Annotated in this window: 21 protein-coding genes; 15 read left to right on the top strand and 6 right to left on the bottom strand. The window is 66.2% G+C overall.

Annotation, left to right across the window (positions count from 1 at the left end; translation table 11 throughout):
* Positions 1-17: 17 nt before the first annotated feature.
* Together DFR31_RS03175 and ppx are read left to right on the top strand one after the other, a co-directional pair.
* On the top strand, positions 18-530 hold the full coding sequence (locus DFR31_RS03175; RefSeq protein WP_121441198.1) for a SixA phosphatase family protein: 513 nt from the start codon (positions 18-20) through the stop codon (positions 528-530).
* 3 nt (positions 531-533) lie between these two features.
* Entirely contained in the window at positions 534-2,027 is a 1,494-nt protein-coding gene (gene ppx / locus DFR31_RS03170) for an exopolyphosphatase (RefSeq protein WP_121441197.1), read from the top strand.
* A 23-nt stretch (positions 2,028-2,050) separates the two neighbouring features.
* On the opposite strand, the gene ppk1 is transcribed toward ppx, so the two are convergent.
* Positions 2,051-4,132 carry a polyphosphate kinase 1 gene (gene ppk1 / locus DFR31_RS03165; RefSeq protein WP_121441196.1) on the bottom strand — a complete coding sequence of 694 codons (2,082 nt, stop codon included), beginning with the start codon at positions 4,130-4,132 and terminating at the stop codon, positions 2,051-2,053.
* Between the two features lie 191 nt (positions 4,133-4,323).
* Between ppk1 and DFR31_RS03160 the strand changes: the two genes are divergently transcribed.
* A complete protein-coding gene (locus DFR31_RS03160) occupies positions 4,324-4,950 on the top strand; it encodes a DedA family protein (protein WP_121441195.1) in 627 nt (208 codons plus the stop codon).
* A 10-nt stretch (positions 4,951-4,960) separates the two neighbouring features.
* Here DFR31_RS03160 and dapE read toward each other — a convergent pair whose 3' ends face one another.
* From dapE to map, 5 genes are all read right to left on the bottom strand, one after another.
* Entirely contained in the window at positions 4,961-6,088 is a 1,128-nt protein-coding gene (dapE, locus tag DFR31_RS03155; protein ID WP_121441194.1) for a succinyl-diaminopimelate desuccinylase, read from the bottom strand.
* A 194-nt stretch (positions 6,089-6,282) separates the two neighbouring features.
* A complete protein-coding gene (dapD, locus tag DFR31_RS03150) occupies positions 6,283-7,101 on the bottom strand; it encodes a 2,3,4,5-tetrahydropyridine-2,6-dicarboxylate N-succinyltransferase (RefSeq protein WP_121441193.1) in 819 nt (272 codons plus the stop codon).
* An 89-nt stretch (positions 7,102-7,190) separates the two neighbouring features.
* Positions 7,191-8,381: a succinyldiaminopimelate transaminase gene (dapC, locus tag DFR31_RS03145; protein WP_121441192.1), complete on the bottom strand. Its 1,191-nt coding sequence runs from the start codon at positions 8,379-8,381 to the stop codon at positions 7,191-7,193.
* Complete coding sequence (glnD, locus tag DFR31_RS03140; RefSeq protein ID WP_121441191.1) at positions 8,378-11,065, bottom strand: [protein-PII] uridylyltransferase; 2,688 nt, start codon at positions 11,063-11,065, stop codon at positions 8,378-8,380. Before glnD ends, dapC begins: the two co-directional genes overlap by 4 nt.
* A gap of 3 nt (positions 11,066-11,068) precedes the next feature.
* Entirely contained in the window at positions 11,069-11,836 is a 768-nt protein-coding gene (gene map, locus DFR31_RS03135; protein ID WP_121441190.1) for a type I methionyl aminopeptidase, read from the bottom strand.
* A gap of 245 nt (positions 11,837-12,081) precedes the next feature.
* On the opposite strand from map, the gene rpsB reads away from it, so the two are divergent.
* The 12 genes from rpsB (at position 12,082) to lpxA (ending at position 23,772) form a co-directional block, all read left to right on the top strand.
* A complete protein-coding gene (rpsB, locus tag DFR31_RS03130; RefSeq protein WP_121441189.1) occupies positions 12,082-12,828 on the top strand; it encodes a 30S ribosomal protein S2 in 747 nt (248 codons plus the stop codon).
* A gap of 87 nt (positions 12,829-12,915) precedes the next feature.
* On the top strand, positions 12,916-13,794 hold the full coding sequence (gene tsf / locus DFR31_RS03125) for a translation elongation factor Ts (protein WP_121441188.1): 879 nt from the start codon (positions 12,916-12,918) through the stop codon (positions 13,792-13,794).
* 75 nt (positions 13,795-13,869) lie between these two features.
* Positions 13,870-14,598, top strand: a complete 729-nt coding sequence (gene pyrH, locus DFR31_RS03120; protein ID WP_121441187.1) for a UMP kinase — start codon at positions 13,870-13,872, stop codon at positions 14,596-14,598.
* Entirely contained in the window at positions 14,595-15,152 is a 558-nt protein-coding gene (gene frr, locus DFR31_RS03115) for a ribosome recycling factor (RefSeq protein WP_121441186.1), read from the top strand. Before pyrH ends, frr begins: the two co-directional genes overlap by 4 nt.
* A 134-nt stretch (positions 15,153-15,286) precedes the next feature.
* Complete coding sequence (gene uppS / locus DFR31_RS03110) at positions 15,287-16,063, top strand: polyprenyl diphosphate synthase (RefSeq protein ID WP_121441185.1); 777 nt, start codon at positions 15,287-15,289, stop codon at positions 16,061-16,063.
* The gene (locus DFR31_RS03105) at positions 16,056-16,886 is read left to right on the top strand and encodes a phosphatidate cytidylyltransferase (protein WP_121441184.1); all 831 of its coding nucleotides are present in this window, start codon (positions 16,056-16,058) and stop codon (positions 16,884-16,886) included. The genes uppS and DFR31_RS03105 overlap by 8 nt, the downstream gene beginning before the upstream one ends.
* On the top strand, positions 16,865-18,073 hold the full coding sequence (gene ispC / locus DFR31_RS03100) for a 1-deoxy-D-xylulose-5-phosphate reductoisomerase (RefSeq protein ID WP_121441183.1): 1,209 nt from the start codon (positions 16,865-16,867) through the stop codon (positions 18,071-18,073). Before DFR31_RS03105 ends, ispC begins: the two co-directional genes overlap by 22 nt.
* Before the next feature lie 6 nt (positions 18,074-18,079).
* Positions 18,080-19,444, top strand: coding sequence for an RIP metalloprotease RseP (rseP, locus tag DFR31_RS03095; RefSeq protein WP_121441182.1), 1,365 nt, complete (start codon positions 18,080-18,082; stop codon positions 19,442-19,444).
* Between the two features lie 95 nt (positions 19,445-19,539).
* A complete protein-coding gene (gene bamA, locus DFR31_RS03090; protein WP_121441181.1) occupies positions 19,540-21,870 on the top strand; it encodes an outer membrane protein assembly factor BamA in 2,331 nt (776 codons plus the stop codon).
* Between the two features lie 21 nt (positions 21,871-21,891).
* Positions 21,892-22,422, top strand: a complete 531-nt coding sequence (locus tag DFR31_RS03085; protein WP_121441180.1) for an OmpH/Skp family outer membrane protein — start codon at positions 21,892-21,894, stop codon at positions 22,420-22,422.
* A 109-nt stretch (positions 22,423-22,531) separates the two neighbouring features.
* Entirely contained in the window at positions 22,532-22,999 is a 468-nt protein-coding gene (gene fabZ / locus DFR31_RS03080; protein ID WP_245971072.1) for a 3-hydroxyacyl-ACP dehydratase FabZ, read from the top strand.
* Positions 22,996-23,772, top strand: a complete 777-nt coding sequence (lpxA, locus tag DFR31_RS03075) for an acyl-ACP--UDP-N-acetylglucosamine O-acyltransferase (protein ID WP_121441179.1) — start codon at positions 22,996-22,998, stop codon at positions 23,770-23,772. Before fabZ ends, lpxA begins: the two co-directional genes overlap by 4 nt.

The following is a 23,772-nucleotide window of genomic DNA, read 5'->3' as shown; positions in this document are numbered from 1 at the left end:
CTGTGGGGCAGATACTCATGTGGGAACTGATTCTGGTGCGTCACGCCATCGCCGAGGACCCGCCCGATGACGGCAGCCTGCCTGATGCCCAGCGGGCGCTGACGGCCAAGGGTCGGGAGCGGATGCAAGCGGGCGCACAGGGGCTTCGCCAGTCTATTAACGCGTGCGATCAACTGCTCAGCAGCCCGCTGCTGCGGGCGCGGCAGACCGCGGACATCCTCGCCGAGCATGGCCCCCGGCCGGGGGCCCGGGCGGTGGACGAGGGGCTGTCGCCGGGCGCCGACCCCACCCGGTTTCTGACTGATCTGGCCTCCGGCCCCGCCAGCCGCAGTATCGCCGTCGGCCATGAGCCGGACCTCAGCGGGCTGGTGGCCCTTGCGCTCACCGGGCAACCGCGGGCCTTCATGCACTTCAAGAAGGGCGGGGCGCTGGCACTCGGCTTTGCCGGGCCACCGGCGCCCGGTGGGGCGGTGTTGCAGTGGTACCTGCCGGCCCGAGTGTTGCGCACCCTGGCGCGTTGCGAGCGCTGAGGCATGGGTAAACCGGAGATTCTGGCCGCGGTTGACCTCGGCTCCAACAGCTTTCACATGATTGTGGCCCGCCGTGAGGGCCACCACCTGCGTATCCTCGATCGCTTGCGGGAGCCGGTGCGCCTGGCCGAGGGGCTGGAAGCCAGCCGGAAGCTTTCGGACGCGGCTCGGCAACGGGCACTGGCATGCCTCGACCGGTTTGGCCAGCGGCTCCGGGCGGTGGACGCGGGTGGCGTGCGTGCGGTGGGGACCAATACCCTGCGGCGGGCGCGCCGTACCGAGGCGTTCCTGCGCCAGGCGGAGGCGGCGCTGGGACACGGCATCGAGGTCATCCCGGGGTACGAGGAGGCGCGCCTGGTCTACCTGGGGGTGGCGCGCAGTCTGGATTTCGACGACCGTCCCCGCCTTGTGGTGGATATCGGAGGGGGCAGCACGGAGCTGATCATCGGCACCGGGATGCGCCCGCGGGCCATGGACAGCCTGCACATGGGCTGTGTGAGCTTCACCGAGCGCTATTTCGCCAATGGGGCCATCACCGGAAAGAAGATGGAAAAGGCGCTGGTGGCGGCGGGTGTCGAGCTGGAGCCGGTGGCCGCGCACTACCAGACACCGGTCTGGGCCGAGGCAGTGGGCGCATCCGGCACCGTGCGTTCCATTGCCAGCGTGCTTCAGGCTCAGGGGTGGTGTGATTACGGCATCACCCGGGAAGGGCTGCAGCGGCTCGGAGATGCCCTGTTGGAGGCGGGTCGGGTGGACCGCTTGCAGCTGGCCGGGTTGAGCGAGGATCGCCGTCCCGTCCTCCCCGGTGGGTTCGTGGTGCTCAGTGCGGTATTCGAGTCGCTCGGGGTCAACCGGATGGAAGTGGCCGAGGGCGCCCTGCGTGAAGGGCTGCTGCACGACTTGCTGGGCCGTATGGGCGAGGCGGATGTCAGGAGTGCCACGGTGGACAGCCTGGCCCGTCGCTATCACGTTGATGAACTGCAGGCCGAACGGGTGGCCGCCACTGCCCATTTCTGCCTGGAGCAGGTGGCGGAGGCGTGGTCCCTGCAGTCGCCTCCCTGGGCCCGACAGCTTCGCTGGGCGGCACAGCTGCACGAGGTGGGGCTGGATATCTCCCACAGCCAGTACCACAAGCACGGTGCCTACATCACCCGCCATGCGGACATGGCCGGTTTCTCCAGCCTGGACCAGCAGTTGCTCGCCACCCTGGTCCGCGCGCACCGGCGCAAGTTTCCGATCCGGGAGTTCAACGCCTTGCCAGGTCCCCACCGGATTCCGCTCATGCGCCTGGGCGCATTGCTGCGCCTGGCAGTCCTGCTGCACCGCAGCCGCAGTGACTCGCCGCTCCCGGAGTTCCGCCTCACGGCCGAGGGGCAGCATCTCAAGTTGGCACTGCCCGGGGAGTGGCTGGAGCAGCATCCGCTGGTGCGTGCGGATCTCGAGGCGGAGCAGCACTGGCTCAAACGGGGCGGCGTGCTGCTCCACACGGGTGACTGAAAGCGCTGGCTGGCGTCCCCCGTTCAGCCGCTGTCAGACAGCAACTCCAACAGCGCCCGCTGCGCGGAATAGGGCGCTTCACCGTCACCGGGCTGTAGCCGCACGTAGCGCCCGTCGGGTTGGAGCGCCCAGGCCTGGGTGTTATCCCGCAGGTAGCAGTCAAGGTCCAGCAGCACCCGACGCCTTGCCTCCTCGTCGAGCAGCGGGAAGGCGGTTTCCACCCGGCGGAAGAAGTTGCGCTCCATCCAGTCGGCGCTGCTGGCATAGAGGTCCGACTTGCCATCATTGTGGAAGTAGAACACCCGCGTGTGCTCCAGGAACCGCCCGATGATCGAGCGCACCCGGATGTTCTCCGAGACGCCGTGCACCCCCGGGCGCAGGCAGCACATCCCGCGCACGATCAGGTCAATCTGTACGCCGGCCTGAGAGGCCTGGTAAAGGGCCTGGATCACCCCGGTCTCGGTCAGCGAGTTCACCTTGACGATGATCCGCGCCTCGCGCCCGGCGCGGGCGTGTTCCGCCTCCCGGTGGATCCGCTGGACGATGGTCTCCTGGAGGGTGAAGGGGGACTGCAGCAGCCGTTTGAGTTCCGAGAAGCGCCCGAGGCTGGTCAGCTGCAGGAACAGCCGGTGGACGTCCTCGCCGATCTGCTTGTCGCTGGTGAACAGCCCGTAGTCGCTGTAGAGACGCGCTGTCCGCGAGTGGTAGTTGCCGGTGCCCAGGTGCACGTAATGGCGCAGCTTGCGCCCCTCCCGCCGGACCACCAGCAGCATCTTGGCGTGGGTTTTGTGCCCGACCACCCCGTAGACCACGTGTACGCCGGCCTCCTGCAGCCGGTTGGCCAGTGCGATATTGGCCTCCTCGTCGAAGCGGGCCCGGAGCTCGATGACGACGGTCACCTCCTTGCCTTCGCGGGCGGCGCGGACCAGGTGATCGACAATGGCCGAATCCGGGCCGGTGCGGTACAGGGTCTGCTTGATGGCCAGCACGTCCGGGTCGGTGGAGGCCTGGTTCACCAGCTCGATGACCGGGGCGAAGGACTGGTAGGGGTGGTGGAGGAGCAGCTCACGCTTGCGCAAGTACTTGAAGATATTGCCGCTACGACTGAAATCAGCGGGCAGCCCCGGGGTGAAGGAGGGGAACTTGAGCTCTGGCCGGTCCACCATGTCGTAAACCGCCATCAACCGGTTCAGGTTCACCGGGCCATCCACCTGGTAGAGGTCGTCCGGCCCCAACTCGAACTTGCGCAGCAGGAAGTTCGCCAGCTCCTCGGAGCAGTTGGCAGCCACCTCAAGACGGATCCCCTCACCGTACCGGCGTGAAGGCAGTTCGCCCTCCAGCGCCCGCAGCAGGTCGTCCACCTCCTCCTCGTCCACGAACAGGTCGCTGTTTCGCGTGACCCGGAACTGGAAGCAGCCCTTGATCTTCATGCCTGGGAAGAGCTGGTCCACGAAGGCGTGAATGACCGAGGAGAGAAACACGAAATCCCACGGGCCGTTATCCTCGCCATCACGGGGCAGTTGGATGACCCGGGGCAGGGCGCGGGGGGCCTGGACGATGGCGAAACCGCTGTTTCGGCCGAAGGCGTCTTTGCCCTCAAGGCTGATGATAAAATTCAGGCTCTTGTTGAGCACCTTGGGGAAGGGGTGTGCCGGGTCTAGCCCCAGGGGGCTCAGCACGGGCAGCAACTCGTCTTCGAAGTACTCACGCAACCATTCGGTCTGGGCGTCGGTCCAGTGGGCACGCCGGATGAAGCGGATATCCTGCTCGGCCAGGCTCGGGATCAACTCCTCGTTGAGTACCCGGTACTGCTCGTCCACCAGCTCGTGGCTGGTGGCGCTGATGGCCTTGAGGATCTCTTGCGGACTGCGGTTGTCGGACTCCGCCTGCACGGACCCGGCCTCGGCCTTGTGCTTCACGCCCGAGACCCGCACTTCGAAAAACTCGTCCATGTTGGCCGTGCAGATGCAGAGAAACTTCAGTCGCTCCAGCAGCGGCGTATCGGGGTCCTGCGCCTGGGCCAAGACCCGGCGGTTGAACTCGAGCAGGCTGAGCAGGCGGTTGAAATAGAGGTCGGGTTGCTTGAGGTCGATTTCCTGGTCCATGCAGTTTGTGCGTTCCCCTGCGATTGTCCTTCGGGGCTGCGGCTGAGGCGCGGACTCGGATAGTGGTAGCCTTGGCGGGACAAACAGCGCGCAGCCAACGATTGTATTCTTCTCAACTTAACAGTAAGGGCAAAACCCTGCCATCCCCGGTGTGTTAAGCGGGTGTGACGCCGGGAAAGGACGGAGTGTGGATGTCGGATGAGCTAACCGTGGGGTGGTGGCGCTCGGTGGTGGAGGCCCTGGGCTACCGCGGCGTGGCACTGGTGATGGTGGTGGTCGCCCCCGAGGTGATCATGCCCTTTGCCGGGTTCCTGGCCTTCACCGAGGTCTTCACGCTGAGCGGTGTGGTGCTGGCCGGCAGTATCGGGGCCACCCTTGGGTCGACACTGATCTACCTGGTGGCCCGGCAGGTGGGGGAGGCGCAGACCCGTTGCCTGGTCAGCGGTCCGGGGCGCTACCTGTTGCTGAAGGGACGGGACCTGGACCGGGTGATGGCTGCCTTTCAGCAGTACGGTGACTGGCTGGTCTTTCTGGGGCGTCTGGTGCCGAGCGTTCGCAGCCTGGTCTCCATCCCAGCCGGTTTGCTGCCCATGGGCTTTCTGCGTTTTCTGTTGCTGACCGCGGCCGGTACGGCGCTATGGAATGCCGTGCTTGCCTTGGCGGGCTACTGGCTGGGCAACCAGTGGGCGCGTCTGGCCGAGTGGCTGGGGGTGTACTCCGCTGCCACGGTGATGGTTATAGCAGGTCTGCTACTTTATCTCGCGCAGCACCGTCTTCGTCGACTGCTCCGCGCCGGCCGGGGGCGCCGGCCCGGCTGAGCCGTCGCGCTCAGCCGAGCAACTCCCGCAACATTTGCTCGTAGATGGCGGACAGACGGTCCAGGTCCGCCGCCCGGACGTGCTCGTTGACCTTGTGAATGGTGGCGTTCACCGGCCCGAGTTCCAGCACCTGAGCGCCGGTGGGGGCGATGAACCGTCCATCCGAGGTCCCGCCGGAGGTGGAGAGCACGGGCGGCTCACCGCAAACCCGCTGCACCGCGGCCTGCGTGGCGGCCACCAGGTCGCCCTCCGCCGTCAGGAAGGGCTCACCGGAGAGTGACCAGTCGATGGCCCAGTCCAGGTTGTGGTCGTCCAGTACGGCCGCCACCCGTTGTTGCAGCTGTTCGGCGGTCACCTCGGTGGAGAAGCGGAAGTTGAACAGCACCTCCAGTTCACCGGGGATGACGTTGGTGGCACCGGTGCCGGCGTTGATGTTGGAGATCTGGAAGCTGGTGGGCGGGAAGTGGTCGTTGCCCTCGTCCCAGCGGGTGGCCTGCAGCGTATCCAGTGCCGCCAGGGCCAGGTGTACCGGGTTGCGCGCCAGGTGCGGGTAGGCCACGTGGCCCTGGTCGCCGCGCACGGTCAGCCGGCCGTTGAGCGAACCGCGCCGCCCGACCTTGACCACGTCGCCCACCCGTTCGGTGCTGGAGGGTTCGCCGACCAGACACCAGTCGATTCGTTCATCGCGCTGGCTCAGCGTCTCGATTACCCGCCGGGTCCCGTCCACGGCCGGCCCCTCCTCGTCGCTGGTAATCAGCAGGGCGATATCGCCGCGTGGCTGATGGCCGTCGGCCAGGTAGCGCTCCAGTGCGGTGACGAAGGCCGCCACGCTGCCCTTCATGTCGGCGGCCCCGCGGCCGTACAGCAGTCCGTCCTCGACTACCGGCTGGAAGGGGGGGTGGCGCCATTGCGCCTCGGGTCCGGGGGGGACCACGTCGGTATGGCCGGCGAAGCAGAAGACCGGGCCGGCGCGGCCGCGGCGAGCCCATAGGTTGCTTACGTCGCCATAGTCCAGCCGGTCACAGTCAAAGCCCAGCGGCTGCAGCCGGTCAGCCAGGAGTTGCTGGCAGCCAGCGTCCAACGGCGTGACGGAGCGGCGGGCGATGAGGGCGGAGGCGAGTTCCAGCGTTTCAGACATGAATTGGGCCGAGTCCGGTAAAGAGGGTGGTGGTGTCAGGTAGGCGGTGCCGAGGCCAGTGGCCGGGGGCGGGGCCCCCACAGGGGGACGCTGCAAGTACGTCCCTGTAAGCTCGTCGGCGGCCGTCCTTGGCCGCCGACGCCCCCTGTGGGGGCCCCGCCCCCGGCCACTGGCCGGTCCCGGCGAGCGGGCTATTACGGACGCAGCAACTCGTTGATCCCGACCTTGGAGCGGGTCTGCTCGTCCACCTGCTTGATGATCACCGCGCAGTACAGGCTGTGGCTGCCATCCTTCGCCGGCAGGCTGCCCGGCACCACCACCGCGCCCTTCGGTACCCGACCGTAGGTCACCTCGCCGGTCTCGCGGTTGTAGATCTTCGTGCTCTGGCCGATGTAGACCCCCATGGAGATCACCGCGCCTTCCTCCACGATCACCCCTTCCACGATCTCGGAACGGGCGCCGATGAAGCAGTTGTCCTCGATGATGGTGGGGGCCGCCTGCAGCGGCTCCAGAACGCCACCGATGCCGACACCGCCGGAGAGGTGCACATTCTTGCCGATCTGGGCGCAGGAGCCGACCGTGGCCCAGGTGTCCACCATGGTGCCAGCGTCCACGTAGGCGCCGATGTTCACGTAGGAGGGCATCAGCACCGCGCCCGGGCCGATGTAGGCACCGCGGCGCGCCATCGCCGGCGGCACCACGCGCACACCGCCGGCGCGCATCTGCTCGGTGTTGGTGTCGGCGTACTTCAGCGGCACCTTGTCGAAGAAGTTGGTCGCACCGCCGCGGATAATCTCGTTGTCGTTCAGGCGGAAGGAGAGCAGCACCGCCTTTTTCAGCCACTCGTTGACCACCCAGTCGCCACCCTGCTTCTCGGCGACCCGGGCCTCGCCGCTGTCCAGCATGGCCAGGGCCTGCTCCACCGCGTCACGCACCTCTGCCGGGGCGCTGTCGGGGCTGATCTCGGCGCGGTTCTCGAACGCGGTCTCTATGGTCTGCTTGAGATCCTGCATGGTGTACTGCTCCCGTTGATTCGTTGCGGAAGTGGGCGGCCGAGTCCACACGGGCTCGGCCAAGCCGCACATGATAACCAAAAACCGGTCTAGCCGAGGTACCGGAGGATGCGGTGTGCTGCCTCGATGCACGCCTCCGGCTCGGCCACCAGGGCCATGCGTACCCGTTGCGCCCCGGGGTTACCCTGGCCACCGTCGCGGGCAAGGAAGCTGCCGGGCAGCACCGCCACGTGCTCCTCGCGCCACAGCCCCAGGGTGAAGTCGGTGTCGGACCCGGGTACCTCCGGCCAGAGATAAAAGCCCGCCTGGGGTGGCGCCAGGCCCAGGGGGCCGCCCAGGATGTCCAGCACCGCATCGAACTTCTCCCGGTACAGCGCCCGGTTTTCGCGCACATGGGCCTCGTCCGACCAGGCCACGATGCTGGCAGACTGGGTGGCTGGCGGCATGGCGCAGCCGTGGTAGGTGCGGTAGAGCAGGAAACGGGCGAGCAACGCCGCATCACCAGCCACGAACCCGGAACGCAGCCCCGGCAGGTTGGAGCGCTTGGACAGGCTGTGAAAGACCACGCAGCGCTCAAAGCCGCTCCGCCCCATCTCGGCACAGGCCTGTAGCAGGCCCGGGGGCGGCTGGTCCTCGTCCGGGTAGATCTCCGAGTAACACTCGTCCGCGGCAATAATGAAGTCGTGCCGGTCCGCCAGCCGGATCAACTGCTGGAGTTGGTCAACCGACAGTACGGCCCCGGTCGGGTTGCCCGGGGTGCAGATATAGAGCAGCTGGCAATCGGCCCAGACGGCGTCGGGTACCGCGTCGAAATCGGGCTGCCCGGTGGCGGTGGCGTCCAGGTAGTGGGGCTCGGCACCGGCTAGCAGCGCTGCGCCCTCGTAGATCTGGTAAAAGGGGTTGGGCATCAGGACGCGGGCGTTGGGCCGGGTCCGGTCCACCATGGCCTGGGCGAAGGCGAACAACGCCTCCCGGGTGCCATTGACGGGCAGTGCATGGTGCTCCGCGTCCAGCCAGTCCAGCGGGACCTGGAACCGACGGCTTAGCCATTGGCAGATGGCCTGGCGTAACGCCGGCGCCCCCTTGGTAGCCGGGTAGCTGGACAGCCCGTGGGCGTGTTCGATCAGCGCCTCGGCCACGAAGGCTGGGGCCGGATGGCGCGGCTCGCCCATGGCCAGGCTGATCATCGGCCGGTCCGGCGGCGGCGTCACCGGCTCGCGCAGCGCGGCCAGGCGCTGGAAGGGGTAGGGCTGGAGGCGGTCCAGGTCGGGGTTGCTCATCGGGCCGTACTCTCGTTCTGGTCATCGACGCACTGTGCCAGCGCATCGCGCAGGCAGCGGTACTGCGCCGGATCGCTGAGCGGGGCGTCGTGCTCGTCGGTGATGAAGAAGACGTCCTCGGCCCGCTCGCCGATGGTGGCAATCTTTGCGTTTTTCAGTTTCACCCGGCACTGGCTGAACGCCTGGCCCACCTGCGCCAGCAGGCCCGGTCGGTCCCCGGTGATCAGTTCCAGGACCGTGCGCTGGTTTGGTCCGTCGTTGCTGAAGTTGATCTGTGTCGGTGTGGAAAAGTGCTTGAGCCGGCGCGGCAGCCGGTGCTCGGCCAGGTCCGGCGGCTCGTTGGCCTGGTCGAGGCTCGTTCGCAACCGGTCAACCATCTGCTGGCAGCGGGCCTCGTCGCTGACCGGTTCACCGTCATCCTCCAGCACCAGGTAACTGTCCAGGGTGTAGCCCTGGTCCGTGGTGATGATGCGGGCGTCCTGGATGTTCAGGCCCAGGCGGTCCAGCGCGGATACCGTGCGGGCGAAGACGTAGCGGTGGTCGCGGGCGTAGATGAACAGTTCGGTGCCGCCCCGCGGGCCCCGCGGTTTGACCAGCACCAGTGGAAGGTCGTCCCGGCTGGCCGCCGCGATGGCCTCGGTGTGCCAGGCGATCTCCTCGGCGGAGTGGCGCAGGAAGTAATCGTCGGCCAGCCGGCGCCATATCGCGCGCACCGTCATGTGGTGCAGGCCGCGCTGGCGCAGGCGGCGCCGGGCCTGGGCCTGGGTTTCCTTGATCAGCTCGCTCTTGTCTACCGGGTTGCCAAGCCCGCGGCGCAGGGCGCGCTTGGTCAGGATATAAAGCTCCGCCAGCAGCGCGTCGCGCCAGGAGTTCCACAGCGACGGGTTGGTGGAGCGGATGTCCGCCACCGTCAGCAGGTAGAGGTAGTCCAGGTGGATTTGGTCACCCACCTGGCGGGCGAACTCGGTGATCACGTCCGGGTCGGAGATGTCCTTGCGCTGGGCGGTCATGGACATCAGCAGGTGGGTGCGCACCAGCCAGCTCACCAGGCGGGCGTCGTAGGCGCCCAGCCCGTGCTGGATGCAGAAGTCGTAGGCGTCCCGCGCTCCCAACTCGGAGTGATCGCCGCCCCGGCCCTTGGCGATGTCGTGGAACAGGCCGGCCAGGTACAGCAGTTCCGGTTTCGGCAGCCGCGCCATGATGGTGTTGCACTGCGGAAACTCGTGGGCGTGCTTCGGGATGGCGAAGCGGCGCAGGCTGCGCACCACGAACAGGGTATGGCTGTCCACCGTGTAGACGTGGAACAGGTCGTACTGCATCCGACCGGTGATCTGGCCGAAGGCCGGGATGTACCGGCCCAGCACCCCGTATCGGTGCATGCGGCGCAGCTCGTGGGTCAGGCCCCGCGGCTGGCGCATGATCTCCATGAACAGGCTGCGGGCACGAATGTCCTTGCGGAAGCGCTGATCAATGAGGTTCCGGTACTGGCGGATCAGCCGGATGGTGGACGCCCGCACCCCCTTGAGCTCCGGGTGCTGCTGCATGATCAGAAAGACCTCGAGCAGCGCGAAGGGGTAGCGCCGGAAGACGTTGCGGTGGGTCACCTCCAGGAAGCCGCGCCGGGACTGGAACCGCTTGTTGAGCAGTACCGGGGTCTCGTGCTCCCCGGCATACAGGATGGCCTCCTGGAACAGCTGCAGCAGCATTTCGTTCAGCCGCGAGAGCTCCATCACGGTCCGGAAATAGCGCTGCATGAACTGCTCGACCGCGAGGTTGTGTTCGCGGTCGCGGTAGCCGAACTGCTCGGCCAGCTGGGTCTGGTGGTCGAACAGCAGCCGGTCCTCGCGCCGCCCGGCCAGCAGGTGCAGGGCGTAGCGAATATCCCAGAGGAAGTTCTGGCCGGCGATCAGGGCATCGAACTCCTGCTCAGTGAGGAACTCGTGGTCCACCAGCGCGCGCAGGGTGTTGGCACCGAAATGGCGCTTGGCCACCCAGCCCACCATCTGGATATCGCGCAGCCCACCGGGGCTGCTCTTGATGTTGGGCTCGAGGTTGTAGCCGGTGTCGTGGTACTTCTGGTGGCGGGCCACCTGTTCCGCCCACTTGGCCTCGAAAAAGGCGCGGGAGGGCCAGATCCGGTCCGGGGCGGTCACGTCGCGCATGGCCCGGAACAGCCCGGCCTGTCCGCAGAGCAGGCGGGCCTCCATCAGGTTGGTGGCCACCGTGATGTCCATCTCGGCCTCACGCAGGCAGTCATCCACACTGCGCACGCTGTGGCCCACCTCCAGGCCCAGGTCCCAGAGGGCGGTGATCATGCCTTCCAGCTGATCGCCCAGTTCCTCGCGGCCGTCCGGCTCCACCAGGATCATTACGTCCACATCGGACCCGGGGTGCAGCTCGCCGCGCCCGTAGCCGCCCACCGCCACCAGCGCACAGCGATCTTCGGCGTGCTGCAGGTGCTGGCGCCACAGCCGCTGGATGATGCGGTCCATCAGGTAGGCGCGGCGGGGGACCAGCTCGGCGGCGGGGGTGCCGGCGTGGAACTGGTCGGCGAGCGCCTGGTCACCCTCTTTCAGCGCCTGGCGCAGTGCGGCAATGGGGGGCTGTCCCTGCGCCAGGGCCGTATCCAGGGCGGCGGCGTCGAACAGGTCATTGCCGGCCGCCACGGCGGAGAATGTATTCATGGATCAGCCGGGGTACTGGTCGGTGACCGTCAGGATGTCGTAACCGTCCGCGGTGACCGCCAGGGTGTGCTCCCACTGGGCCGAGAGGCTGCGATCCCGGGTGACGGCGGTCCAGTTGTCACGCAGCAGCTTGGTGCCCGGCTTGCCGGCGTTGACCATCGGCTCGATGGTGAAGGTCATGCCTTCCTCCAGGCGCAGGCCTTCGCCGGGATTGCCGTAGTGCAGCACCTGCGGATCTTCGTGGAAGCTCTGGCCAATGCCGTGGCCGCAGTATTCGCGCACGATGGAAAAGTTGTGTTTCTCGGCCCACTGTTGGATCGCGTGGCCGATGTCGCCCAGCGTGGCGCCGGGGCGCACCGCCTCGATGCCTTCCCAGAGACACTCTTTGGTGATCTCCACCAGCCGCCGGGCCTTGATGCTCGGCTCTCCGACGTAAAACATCCGGCTGGTATCGCCGTGCCAGCCATCCTTGATGACGGTGATGTCGATGTTGAGTATGTCGCCCTTGCGCAGTTTTTTCGGGCCCGGGATGCCGTGGCAGACCACGTGGTTCACGGAGGTGCAGGTGGCCTTGGGGAAGCCGCGGTAATTGAGCGGGGCCGGAATGACACCCAACTCGTTCTCCATGTAATCGTGGCAGAGGGCGTCCAGGTGCTCGGTGGTGACACCGGGCTTGACGTGCTCGCCGATCATGTCCAATACGCTGGCGGCCACGCGGCCGGCCTCGCGCATGCGCTCGATCTCTTCCGGGGTTTTGATGATTACGCTCATGGCAGCGAATGGTATCACGGCGCGGCCTCGTTGGCCGGGGCCGGGCTTCAGGCAAATTGTGGCGGCGGGCCGAGTATGGTATAAAGCGCCGGCCATTCAGGCAAATACCCGCTGCCCATCAGTAAACCGGCAGCAACTACACACATGCACCGGCACTCGCGGCCGGGTGCCCCAGCGGCTCGCCGCCGGGGGTCGTCGCGGGAGGGTGCATGGAGGCGTAACCCGTAAAATCAGGAGTTTATATCATGGCAACTGTCAGCATGCGTGACATGCTGGAGGCCGGCGTTCATTTCGGCCACCAGACCCGTTACTGGGACCCGAAGATGGCCCCCTACATCTTCGGTCAACGCAACAAGATCCACATCGTCAACCTGGAAAAGACCCTGCCCCTGTACCAGGAGGCGATGAACTACATCGGCCGCCTGGCCGCCGAGGGTGGCAAGGTGATGTTCGTGGGCACCAAGCGCTCCGCCCGCAAGGCCGTGCGTGAAGAGGCCAGCCGCTGCGGCATGCCCTACGTCGACCACCGCTGGCTGGGCGGGATGCTCACCAACTTCCGCACCGTGAAGGTCTCCATCCGCCGCCTGAAGGACCTGGAGGCCCAGGCCGAGGACGGCACCTTCGACAAGCTCACCAAGCGCGAGGCCCTGTCCCTGACCCGGGAAAAGGAAAAGCTGAACCGCACCCTGTCCGGCATCAAGGACATGAACGGGCTGCCCGACGCGCTGTTCGTGATCGACGTGGGCTTCGAGCACATCGCCATCCAGGAAGCCCGCAAGCTGGGTATCCCGGTGGTGGCCGTGGTCGACACCAACAACTCCCCGCGTGAGGTGGACTACGTCATTCCCGGTAACGACGATGCCATCCGCGCCATCCAGCTCTACCTGCGCGGTGCGGCCGATGCCGTGCTGGAGGCCAAGACGGCCACCGCCCGTCCCACCGGCGATGACGACTTCGTCGAGGTGGACGAGGCCAGCGAGCAGCAGGGCTGAATCGCCGGGGCACCCGGCATTCAACTGACAGTGCGCGGCGGGGCAGCACCCGCCGCGTCCAAACCAGACATTAAGGGGTAAGGCACCATGGCGATTTCCGCATCTCTGGTTAAGCAGCTCCGCGAGCGCACCGGCTCCGGCATGATGGAGTGCAAGAAGGCGCTGGTGGAGACCGACGGTGACCTCGAGGCCGCCGTTGAGCACATGCGCAAAAAGGGCCTGGCCAAGGCCGACAAGAAGTCCGGCCGCATCGCCGCCGAGGGCATCATTGCCTCCAAGCGCAGCGATGATGGTCACAGCGGCGTGCTGGTCGAGATCAACAGCGAGACCGATTTCGTTGCCAAGGGCGATGACTTCCTGAACTTCGCCAACGGCGTGGCCGCACTGGCGCTGGACGAGAAGCCCGAGGACCTGGACGGCCTGATGGCCTGCACGCTGGACGGTCAGGACCTGGCGATGGCCACCAAGGAGCTGGTCGCCAAGATCGGCGAGAACATCCAGGTGCGCCGGTTCGTGCGGTTCGGCAGCAGTGGCAACACCGTCGCTCAGTACCTGCACGGCAGCCGCATCGGCGTGATGGTGGAGCTGGAGGGTGGCGACGAGCAGCTGGCCCGTGACGTGGCCATGCACATCGCCGCCAGCAAGCCGGCCTGCGTCTCCGAGGACGACATGCCCGCCGACGTGGTCGAGAAAGAGAAGGCCATTCTGGTGGAGCAGGCCCGTGAGTCCGGCAAGCCTGAAGAGATCATCGAAAAGATGGTCCAGGGTCGCCTGAAGAAGTTTATCAACGAGCAGACCCTGGTCGGTCAGCCCTTCGTCAAGGATCCGGACCAGAGCGTTGGCGATCTGCTGAAGGCCGCCGGTGCGAAGGTAGTCCGCTTCGTCCGCTACGAGGTGGGCGAGGGCAAGGAGAAGAAGGAAGAGAACTTCGCCGAAGAGGTGATGGCGCAGGCGCGCGGTTCCTGATTGTCCAGGCCTGAACAGGGGCGCCCCGGGAGTGGGGCGTCCTGTATACTTCAGCCGGACGACAGGGGTACCAGCATGAGCCAGCCCAAGTACAAACGCATTCTTCTCAAGCTCAGCGGCGAGGCCCTGATGGGGGACTCTGCCTACGGTATCAGCCCGGAGGTGATCCGGCGGATCGCCCACGAGGTGGGCGAGATCAGCCGCATGGGCGTGGAAGTCGCCCTGGTTATCGGGGGCGGCAACATCTTCCGCGGTGCAGGCCTGGCCGCCGCCGGGATGGATCGGGTAACCGCCGATCACATGGGCATGCTCGCCACCGTGATGAACGGGCTGGCGCTACAGGATGCCCTGGAGCATGAGGGGATCTACTGCCGGGTGATGTCCGCGGTCAAGATCAACCAGGTCTGCGAGGACTACATCCGCCGGCGCGCCGTCCGGCACCTGGAAAAGGGCCGTGTGGTGGTCTTCGCCGCCGGCACCGGCAATCCATTCTTTACCACCGACTCGGCCGCGAGCCTGCGGGCCATCGAGGTCGGCGCCGACATCATGCTCAAGGGGACCAAGGTCGACGGGGTCTACTCCGCCGATCCCACCGAGGACCCCAATGCCCGCCGTTACGAATTATTGACTTACGATCAGGTTCTGGAAGAGCGTCTGATGGTGATGGACGCCACGGCCGTGGTGCTGTGCCGGGACCAGAATATGCGCATCATGGTGTTTGATATTACCTCTCCGGGCGCCCTGGTGGATGTGGTCACCGGCCAGCGCACCGGCACCATCGTCGAGAGGGGAGACGATCAGTGATTGACGAGATTCGTAAAGACGCCGAGACGCGGATGAAAAAGAGCATCGAGTCCTTCCGGGCCGAGCTTCGCAAGATCCGCACCGGTCGCGCCAATACCAACCTGCTGGACCACGTGACCGTGTCCTACTACGGTACCGAAGTGCCGCTGAACCAGGCGGCATCGGTCAAGGTGGAGGATGCCCGGACGCTGTCGGTGATCCCCTTCGAGAAGAGCATGGTGCCCGTGGTGGAGAAGGCGATCCTCAGCTCCGATCTCGGCCTCACGCCGAATACCGCGGGTACGGTGATCCGCGTGCCCATGCCGCCGCTGACCGAGGACCGCCGCAAGGAACTGGTCAAGGTCGTGCGCAGCGAGGGGGAGCAGGCCAAGGTCGCCATCCGCAATATCCGTCGCGACGCCAACTCCGACCTCAAGGAGCTCCTGAAAGAGAAGGAGATCAGCGAGGACGAGGAGCGCGGGGGTGAGGATGCCATCCAGAAGCTCACCGACAAGTACACCGGTGAGGTGGACAGCATTCTTCAGGAGAAAGAGAAGGAATTGATGGAGATCTGAGCGCGAGTCGAGACTCGCGCATGAGCCGGGCCCGCGGCGCCCGGTCGGATCCGGGCAGGCCCCGCCGGCGTGCACGCCGCCGGGGTCTTGCTGTTTGTCCGGGGTGGTACCCCGCCCCACAATCCGGGATGGCAATGCGCAGAGATACCGCGGCAGGGGTGCAGGGCCAGGCTGCCAGGTCCTTGCCTGAACATGTGGCGATTATCATGGATGGTAACGGGCGCTGGGCCCGCGGCCGCGGGATGGCCCGGCATGCCGGGCACCGGGCGGGTGCCAAGACCGTTCGCAAGATCGTGGAGTATTGTGGCCAGCGCGGTATCCATGCGTTGACCCTGTTCGCGTTCAGCAGCGAGAACTGGCGTCGGCCCCGGACCGAGGTTCGGGTGTTGATGGAGCTGTTTCTCAGCACGCTGGACAGGGAATCCGAGCGTTTGCACCGGAATAACGTGCGGTTGCGCTTCATGGGCGCGCGCGAGGATTTCCCCCGCCGTCTGCAGCAGCGGCTCCTCGAGGCCGAACGGCTGACCCGCGACAATTCCGGTTTGCAATTGAACATCGCTGCCAGCTACGGCGGCCGGTGGGATATCTCCAGTGCGGCGCGGCGGCTCGCCGAGGCGGTTCAGGCGGGTGCACTGCGGCCGGAGGAGATCACCCCCGAGCGCCTCGGGCAGGAGGTCTGCCTGGCAGAGTTGCCGGAGCCGGATCTGTTTATCCGCACGGGCGGCGAGCGCCGGATCAGTAACTTTATGCTCTGGCAACTGGCGTATACCGAACTCTATTTTACCCCTGTGCTTTGGCCTGACTTCACCCCTGCGGACCTGGACGAGGCGTTCTCCGACTTTGCCGGTCGCGAGCGGCGGTTCGGGCAGACTTCCGAACAGGTCGAGGGGAGGGAGTCGGGCCGTGCTTAAACAGCGCCTGTTGACCGCTGCGGTGTTGATCCCGCTGGTGCTCTGGGCCGTCTGGGGCTGGCCCCTGCAGGCCGTTGCGCTGCTCTACGCGGTGGTGACGTTACTGGCAGCCTGGGAGTGGTCCGGTTTTTTCCACAACAACCGGCTGCCCGCCCGCCTGGCCTGGCTGGTCGGGCTGGCGCTGACCCTGCTGGCCGGGTGGGCCTGGTTCCGTTCCGGCGGCGCCATGCTCCCCGTGCTTGTCTTCGGGGCTCTGTGGTGGCTGGTGGCACTGGCTTGGGTGCTGCGCTACAGCAGCCGTTCCGACCCCGCGGGTGAGCTCTCCGATGCGCTGCTGGTCGGCGTGGGCTGGTGCGTGTTCTGGCCGGCCTGGATGGGCCTGCTCTGGCTTCAAGGCGGGACCGCGCACGGTGGGTTCTGGATTACATTCCTCTTCGTACTGGTCTGGGGGGCGGATACCGGTGCCTATTTCGCCGGGCGTGCCCTTGGCCGGCGGAAGCTGGCGCCCCGGGTCAGCCCGGGCAAGAGCTGGGAGGGGGTTGCGGGCGGTCTGATCGCCGCCACGGTATCGGGACTGTTGCTGCTCGCGCTGTTCCGGGTACCGGCGCCCGGGCTGCTTCCCCTGGTGGTCCTCATCCTGTTAACCGTGGCCGTGTCGGTGGTTGGAGACCTTTTCGAGAGCATGTTGAAGCGGCGGCGCGGTATCAAGGACAGCGGTAACATGCTGCCGGGGCATGGCGGCATTCTCGACCGGATTGACAGCCTGACGGCCGCGGCGCCCCTGTTGGCAATGGGACTGGCATGGTGGCACACGACGCTGTAACTGGACTGAGCATCCTTGGAGCCACCGGCTCCATTGGCACCAGCACACTGGATGTGGTGGCGCGGCACCCGGGGCGGTTCCGTGTCCGCGCCCTGGCAGCCCATCGCGATGTGAAGGGCATGGCCCGGCTCTGCCGTCAGTTCCGGCCGGAGTTGGCGGTCATGGCCGATCCGGCAGCCGCGCAGGCGCTCTACCGCGAACTCAACGCCGACTTGCCCGGCACCCGGGTGGAGGGCGGCGAGGCGGGGCTGATGCAGGCCGCGGAAGTGGAGGGCGTCGACTGTGTGGTAGCCGCCATCGTCGGGGCCGCCGGTCTTTTGCCGACCCTGGCGGCAGCGCGGCAAGGGCGCCGGATTCTGCTCGCCAACAAGGAGGTGCTGGTGATGGCCGGCGAGCTGTTCATGGCCGAAGCGCGTGCCCACGGCGCCGTGGTGCTGCCGGTGGACAGCGAGCACAACGCCATCTTCCAGTGCCTGCCCGATGCTTACCCGGCCCGCGATCTGGACAGCCTTGGGGTCCGCCGCCTGATTTTGACCGCCTCCGGCGGGCCGTTTCGTACCCGGGCGCCCGACACCCTGGTTCGGGTCACGCCGGATGAGGCCTGTGCCCACCCTAACTGGTCCATGGGGCGGAAGATTTCCGTCGACTCGGCGACGATGATGAACAAGGGTTTGGAGCTGATCGAGGCCTGTCGGCTATTCAGCGCGGAACCCCGCCGGGTCGATGTGGTCATTCATCCACAGAGCATTGTGCATTCGCTGGTGGAATACCGTGACGGCTCCATGTTGGCGCAGCTGGGGCAGCCGGACATGCGTATTCCCATCGCGCACGCCCTCGGGTGGCCGGAGCGGTTGGAATCCGGCGTGGCCCCGCTGGATCTGACGGCAATGGGACGGCTGGACTTCGAGCAGCCGGATCCGCAACGCTTCCCCTGCCTGCAGCTGGCCTACGATGCCCTCGAAGCGGGCGGCGATGCCTGTGCGGTACTGAATGCCGCCAACGAGATCGCGGTCCAGGCCTTCCTGGACGGCCGGATCGGTTACACGGCCATCACGACCGTGGTGGCTGCCGTTCTGGAGCGGATGAATGCGGGCGGGGCCTCCGCAAACAGTGTCGAGGCCATCCGGGCGGTGGACGCGGAGGCGCGAACAATGGCCGGGCAGGCCCTTCGAGAACAGGTGGTATAACGAACGATGGGCATCCTCTGGAGCATCCTGGCGTTTGTCGTGGCCATCGGCATCCTGGTCACGGTGCACGAGTTCGGGCACTACTGGGTGGCGCGGCGGGCCGGTATCAAGGTGCTGCGTTTCTCGGTGGGCTTCGGCAAGCCCTTGCTGCGCTGGACCCGGGGCGCGGATCGCACCGAGTACGTGATCGCTGCCGTGCCGCTGGGCGGCTACGTCAAGATGCTCGACGAGCGCGAAGGGGATGTCCCGGGCGAGGAGCGCCACCGGGCGTTCAATGCGCAGCCGCTCTACAAGCGGACGGCGGTGGTGCTGGCCGGGCCGCTGTTCAATTTCCTGTTCGCGGTGCTTGCCTACATGGCGATCGGAATGATTGGCACCACCGAGCTGCGTCCGGTGCTCGGGCCGGTGACCGAGAATACGCCGGCAGCGGAAGCCGGGCTTCAGGAAGGCGATGAGCTGCTGGCCATTGACGGCCGGGAGACCCCGAACTGGCAGCGGGCCGCCATGGCTTTGGTGGATGCCGGGTTCAACCGGTCCGATATCCCGGTCGAGGTGCAGGACGAGGCCGGGCAGCGCCGTAGCCTGGTGCTGGACATGACCCTGGCCGGCGAGCTCGGCCGGGCGGACAATTTACTGGCCCAGGCCGGCTTCCAGACCTGGATGCCGCCGCTAGAGCCGGTGCTCGGCCGGGTGGTGGACAGCGGGCCGGCGGCCCGTGCCGGGCTCCAACCCGGCGACCGGATCATCGAGGCCGAGGGCGAGCCGGTGGGCGAGTGGCGTGACCTGGTTCGCCACATCGAGCAAAGCCCGGGGCAGACGCTGACCCTGGTGGTGGAGCGTAACGGGGAGCGCGAGACCCTGCGCCCGGAACTCGACAGTGCCGAGGCCGGGGGGCGCACGATCGGCCAGCTCGGGGTGGCGCCGGAGGTGCCGGAAGGGGCCTATGACCGCCTGTATCGCGAGGTGCAGTACGGGCCGGTCGGTGCCCTGGGCCATGGGCTGAGCGCCACGTGGGACGCGAGCGTGCTGACCGTCAAGATCCTGGGGCGCATGGTGATTGGCCAGGCGTCGCTGCAGAACCTGAGCGGACCGCTGACAATCGGTCAGTTCGCGGGCGATACGGCGGCCTTGGGCGTGGTACCCTTCCTTGGCTTTCTCGCCATCGTCAGTATCAGCCTTGGGATTATCAACCTGTTGCCCATCCCGGTGCTGGATGGGGGACACTTGCTTTATTTCGCTGTCGAGGCCGTGCGGGGCAAGCCGCTATCAGAGCACGCCCAGGCCATTGGTCAGCAGGTGGGTCTGCTACTGATTTTCCTGCTCATGGGCCTGGCCTTCTACAACGACCTGGCGCGCCTGTTCGGCAGCTGAGACGGGTTACCGGTGCAACCGGGCCCGTTACTATCGCCACATTTTCCGCACCGGTGCGGGGCCTTGCCCCGCCGGTTCAGATTGGACGAGAGTCGATGCGACGACCACTGGTACCCGCACTGCTTCTTGCACTGGCCGTTCCGTCGGCCCAGGCCTTTGATCCCTTCGAGGTGGAAGAGATCCGCGTGGATGGCCTCCAGCGCATCGCGGAGGGCACGGTATTCAACTACCTGCCCCTCGAGGTGGGTGAGGTCATGGACCAGGAACGAGCGTCCGAGTCCATCCGCTCGCTTTACGAGACCGGCTTTTTCCGCGACATCGAGCTGCAACAGGAGAACGGCGTGCTCGTGGTCTCGGTCGCGGAGCGCCCGGCGGTGGCCCGTATCGAGATTCGCGGCAACGACGAGATCCGCAGCGATGACATCATCGATGCCCTTGCCAGCGTCGGGCTCGCGGAGGGGCAGGTGTTCGATCGGTTCCGGCTCGCCGACATCGAGCGGGAGCTGCGCGAGCTTTACTTCAGCCGGGGCAAATACGACGTCTCGGTGGAAAGCACCATCTCGCCGTTGGAGCGCAACCGCGTGGCCGTTCGTCTCGATATTGACGAGGGGCCCATTGCCGCGATCCGCGAGATCCACTTCGTCGGCAACGAGGCCTTCAGTGAGCGGCAACTGCGGCGGGAGATGGAGCTGCGGCCGCGGCGCTGGTGGCACTTCTTCTCCGATCGCCACCGCTACTCGCGGGACCGCCTGGGGAATGACCTTGAGAACCTCCGCTCCTACTACATGGACCGGGGCTACATCAATTTCACCGTAACCTCCACCCAGGTCTCGATCACCCCGGATCGTGAGGACGTGCACGTGACGGTGAACCTCTCCGAGGGGCAGCAGTACACCATCGGGCAGCAGCGGATCGCCGGCGACCTTATCGTCGACCGTGAGGAGCTGGAGGGATTGCTCGAGCTGGAGAGCGGGGATACCTACTCGCGGTCTGAGGCTCAGGCAGCCAGCCGGGCGATGCAGGACCGGTTGGGCCAGGAGGGCTACGCCTTCTCCAACGTCACCATACGGCCCGAGGTGGACGAAGATACTGGCGTGGTGGACCTCACCTACATGGTGGACCCCGGCCGGCGCGTCTACGTTCGGCGGATCAACATCTCAGGGAACGAGCGCACACAAGACGAGGTGGTTCGGCGGGAGCTGCGCCAGCTGGAGGGCTCCGCGCTGAACACGGCCGACCTGCGCGAGTCCCAGCGTCAACTCGATCGCACCGGCTTCTTCGACCGGGTCAATATCGAGACCCCGCAGGTCCCGGGCAGTGACGACGAGGTGGACGTGGATGTCACGGTGGATGAGCGCTTGTCCGGGAGCCTGACGGCCGGGATCGGCTACGGCGAGAGCCAGGGGCTGTTGCTGAACCTGGGTGTGGCGCAGGACAACGTGCTGGGCACCGGCGACCGCATGAGCCTGGAGCTGAACAACAGCCGGGTGAACACGGTGTATTCCGCCTCTTACACAGACCGCTACTACACCCTTGACGGTGTCTCCCGTCGGTTCTTCGGCAGCTACCGGGAGACCCGCGCCCGCCGGGCCGATCTCTCCGACTACGATCTGACGGCCATTCGTGGCGGGGCGGGGCTCGGGATCCCGATAACCAACAATGACCGGATCTCCCTCGACCTGGCCTACGAGAATATCGAGATCGACGAGCGGGACAACACCCCGGAGCGGATCACCAGCTTCATTGAAAACGAGGGCAACCGCTTCGACATGTTGAAGCTGGAAGCGGCCTGGACCCGTGATACCCGGGACCGGGCCATCTTCCCCCGCGAGGGGGCGCGGCAACGGCTCAGCGGTGAGGTGAGCGTTCCCGGGATGGATCTCACTTTCTTCAAGACCAGTTACAGCCATCGCCGGTTCTGGCCCCTTAGCGAGAATCTGACATTCTCCGTGGATGGCTCCATCAGCTACGGCGACAGCTACGGCGATACCAGCCGCCTGCCCTTCTTCGAGCACTACTACGCCGGGGGCGTGTCGACGGTTCGCGGGTACCGCTCCAACTTCCTGGGCCCGCGGTCTGAAGAGAACGGCAATGATCGGCCCAGGGGCGGTAACGTGCGGCTGCTCGGCAGTGCCGAAGTGCTCTTCCCGCCGCCCTTCACCGAGGCGGAGTCGGTGCGCATGTCGGTGTTCGTGGACGCCGGGCAGGTCTACCAGACCCGGGGCGATATCTATGGTGGGGAGAGCGACGTTTATCCCGACAACCTGGACAGCGTGAACCTGAATGAACTGCGGGCCGCCGCCGGTGTGGGTCTGACCTGGATGTCGCCGATCGGCGCATTGACATTCAGCATCGCGGAGCCGTTAAATGATACGAATGACGACGACACGGAAACCTTCCAGTTCTCCCTTGGCACCTCCTTCTGACCTAGTGCGGGCTTGGGTGTAATGGCGGTCAAACTCTCTGGTTTATGGCGCCAGGGTCTGCTTGGTCTGATCCTGCTTACCCTGGCCTGGCCGGCGCTGGCGGACTTGCGTATCGGGTTTGTGAACCCGGCCCGGGTCACGGCCGAGGCGCCCCAGGCGGACGCCGCCCGGGCCCTGCTCGAAGATGAGTTCTCCGGCCGGGACCAGGAACTGGCGCAGTTGCAGCAGGAAGTGTCGGAACTGGAGCAGCAGCTCACCCGTGAGACCGCCGCGATGAGCGAGACGGAGTTGCGCCGGACGGAGCGCGAACTGGCCTCGAGGCAGCGGGAGATCCGGCGCAGTCAGGAGGAGTTCAGGGAGGACTTCAACATGCGCCGCAACGAGGAGTTGAGCCGGCTGCAGCGGCACATCCTCGAGACCATCCATGAGGTCGCCCGGGACAATGATTTTGACCTGGTGCTCAGCGAAGGCGTGGTGTTTGCGAGCGACAAGGTGGATATTACCGACAAGGTCATTGAGCGGCTGGAAGAGCAGCACCGTGCCGCCCAATAAGGGCTGCCAGCCGTCAGGCCCCGCATTCTGCCTCTCCGATCGCCCCGGCACCTCGGGCGCATCAGCCGGACAGCCTGCGTAACGGACATGACGAAAGGAAGATTGAGCATTGAACGCACCGACAGAACCCCAGATCGATTTACCTGACATTAACGAGATCATGCGGAACCTCCCGCATCGCTACCCGATGTTGCTCATTGACCGGGTGGTGGAATTCAGCCCGCGGGAGAGCCTGGTCGGCATCAAGAATGTCACCATCAACGAGCCCTACTTTGCCGGGCACTTTCCGCAGAAGCCGGTGATGCCGGGGGTCCTCATCCTCGAGTCCATGGCGCAGGCCTGCGGCATGCTGGCGTTCAAGAGCGAGCAGGCCGAGTTGGGGGGTAACCACATCATCTACCTGGTGGCCATCGACAAGGCGCGCTTCAAGCGCCCGGTGGAGCCCGGCGACCAGATGCGTCTGGAGACCCGGCTCAAACGGGTGATGAGGGGGCTGTGGATGTTCGAGGCCCGGGCGCTGGTGGACGGTGCCCTGGTGGCCGAGGCCGAGATTCGCTGCACGGTGAAAGAGGCGTGACGCAGATAGACCCAAAAGCCGTAGTCGATCCTTCGGCCGACTTGGGCGAGGATGTGACCGTCGGGCCCTTTTCAGTCATTGGCCCGGACGTGCAGGTGGGCGCCGGGACGCACATCGGCGCGCATGTGGTGATTCACGGGCCGACCCGGCTGGGGCGGAACAACCGAATCCACCCCTTCGCCTCGGTCGGAGACGCCCCTCAGGACAAAAAGTACGCCGGGGAGCCCACGCTCCTGGAGGTCGGCGACGACAACGTCATCCGCGAGTACGTGACCCTGAACCGCGGAACGCCGGAGGGCGGGGGTGTCACCCGCCTTGGCGACAGGAACTGGATCATGGCCTACAGCCACGTGGCGCACGACTGTCGGTTGGGCAATGACATTACCTTTGCCAACTCCGCATCGTTGGCCGGCCACGTGGACGTGGAGGATCACGCGATCCTCGGGGGGTTTTCCCTGGTGCACCAGTTCTGCCGAATCGGCGCCTACGCTTTCTGCGGTTTCGGCAGTGTTATCAACCGTGATGTCCTGCCCTACACCACGGTTTCCGGCCACATGGCGGAACCCCACGGGGTCAACGTCGTCGGCCTGCGGCGCCACGGCCTGAGCCCGGAGAGAATCCGCGAGCTGAAGCGGGCATACAAGCTGATCTTCAAGTCCGGCAAGCGACTGGACGAGGCGTTGGTGGAGTTGCGGGAGAAGGCGCGGGAGAACCCCGACCTGGCCCGTTTGGTTGCCTTTATAGAGGCCAGCAACCGCGGCATCTTGCGTTAA

The organism is Alkalispirillum mobile (assembly GCF_003664325.1).
GTDB lineage: Bacteria > Pseudomonadota > Gammaproteobacteria > Nitrococcales > Halorhodospiraceae > Alkalilimnicola > Alkalilimnicola mobilis.
This window is presented reverse-complemented; position numbering and strand designations above follow the sequence as displayed.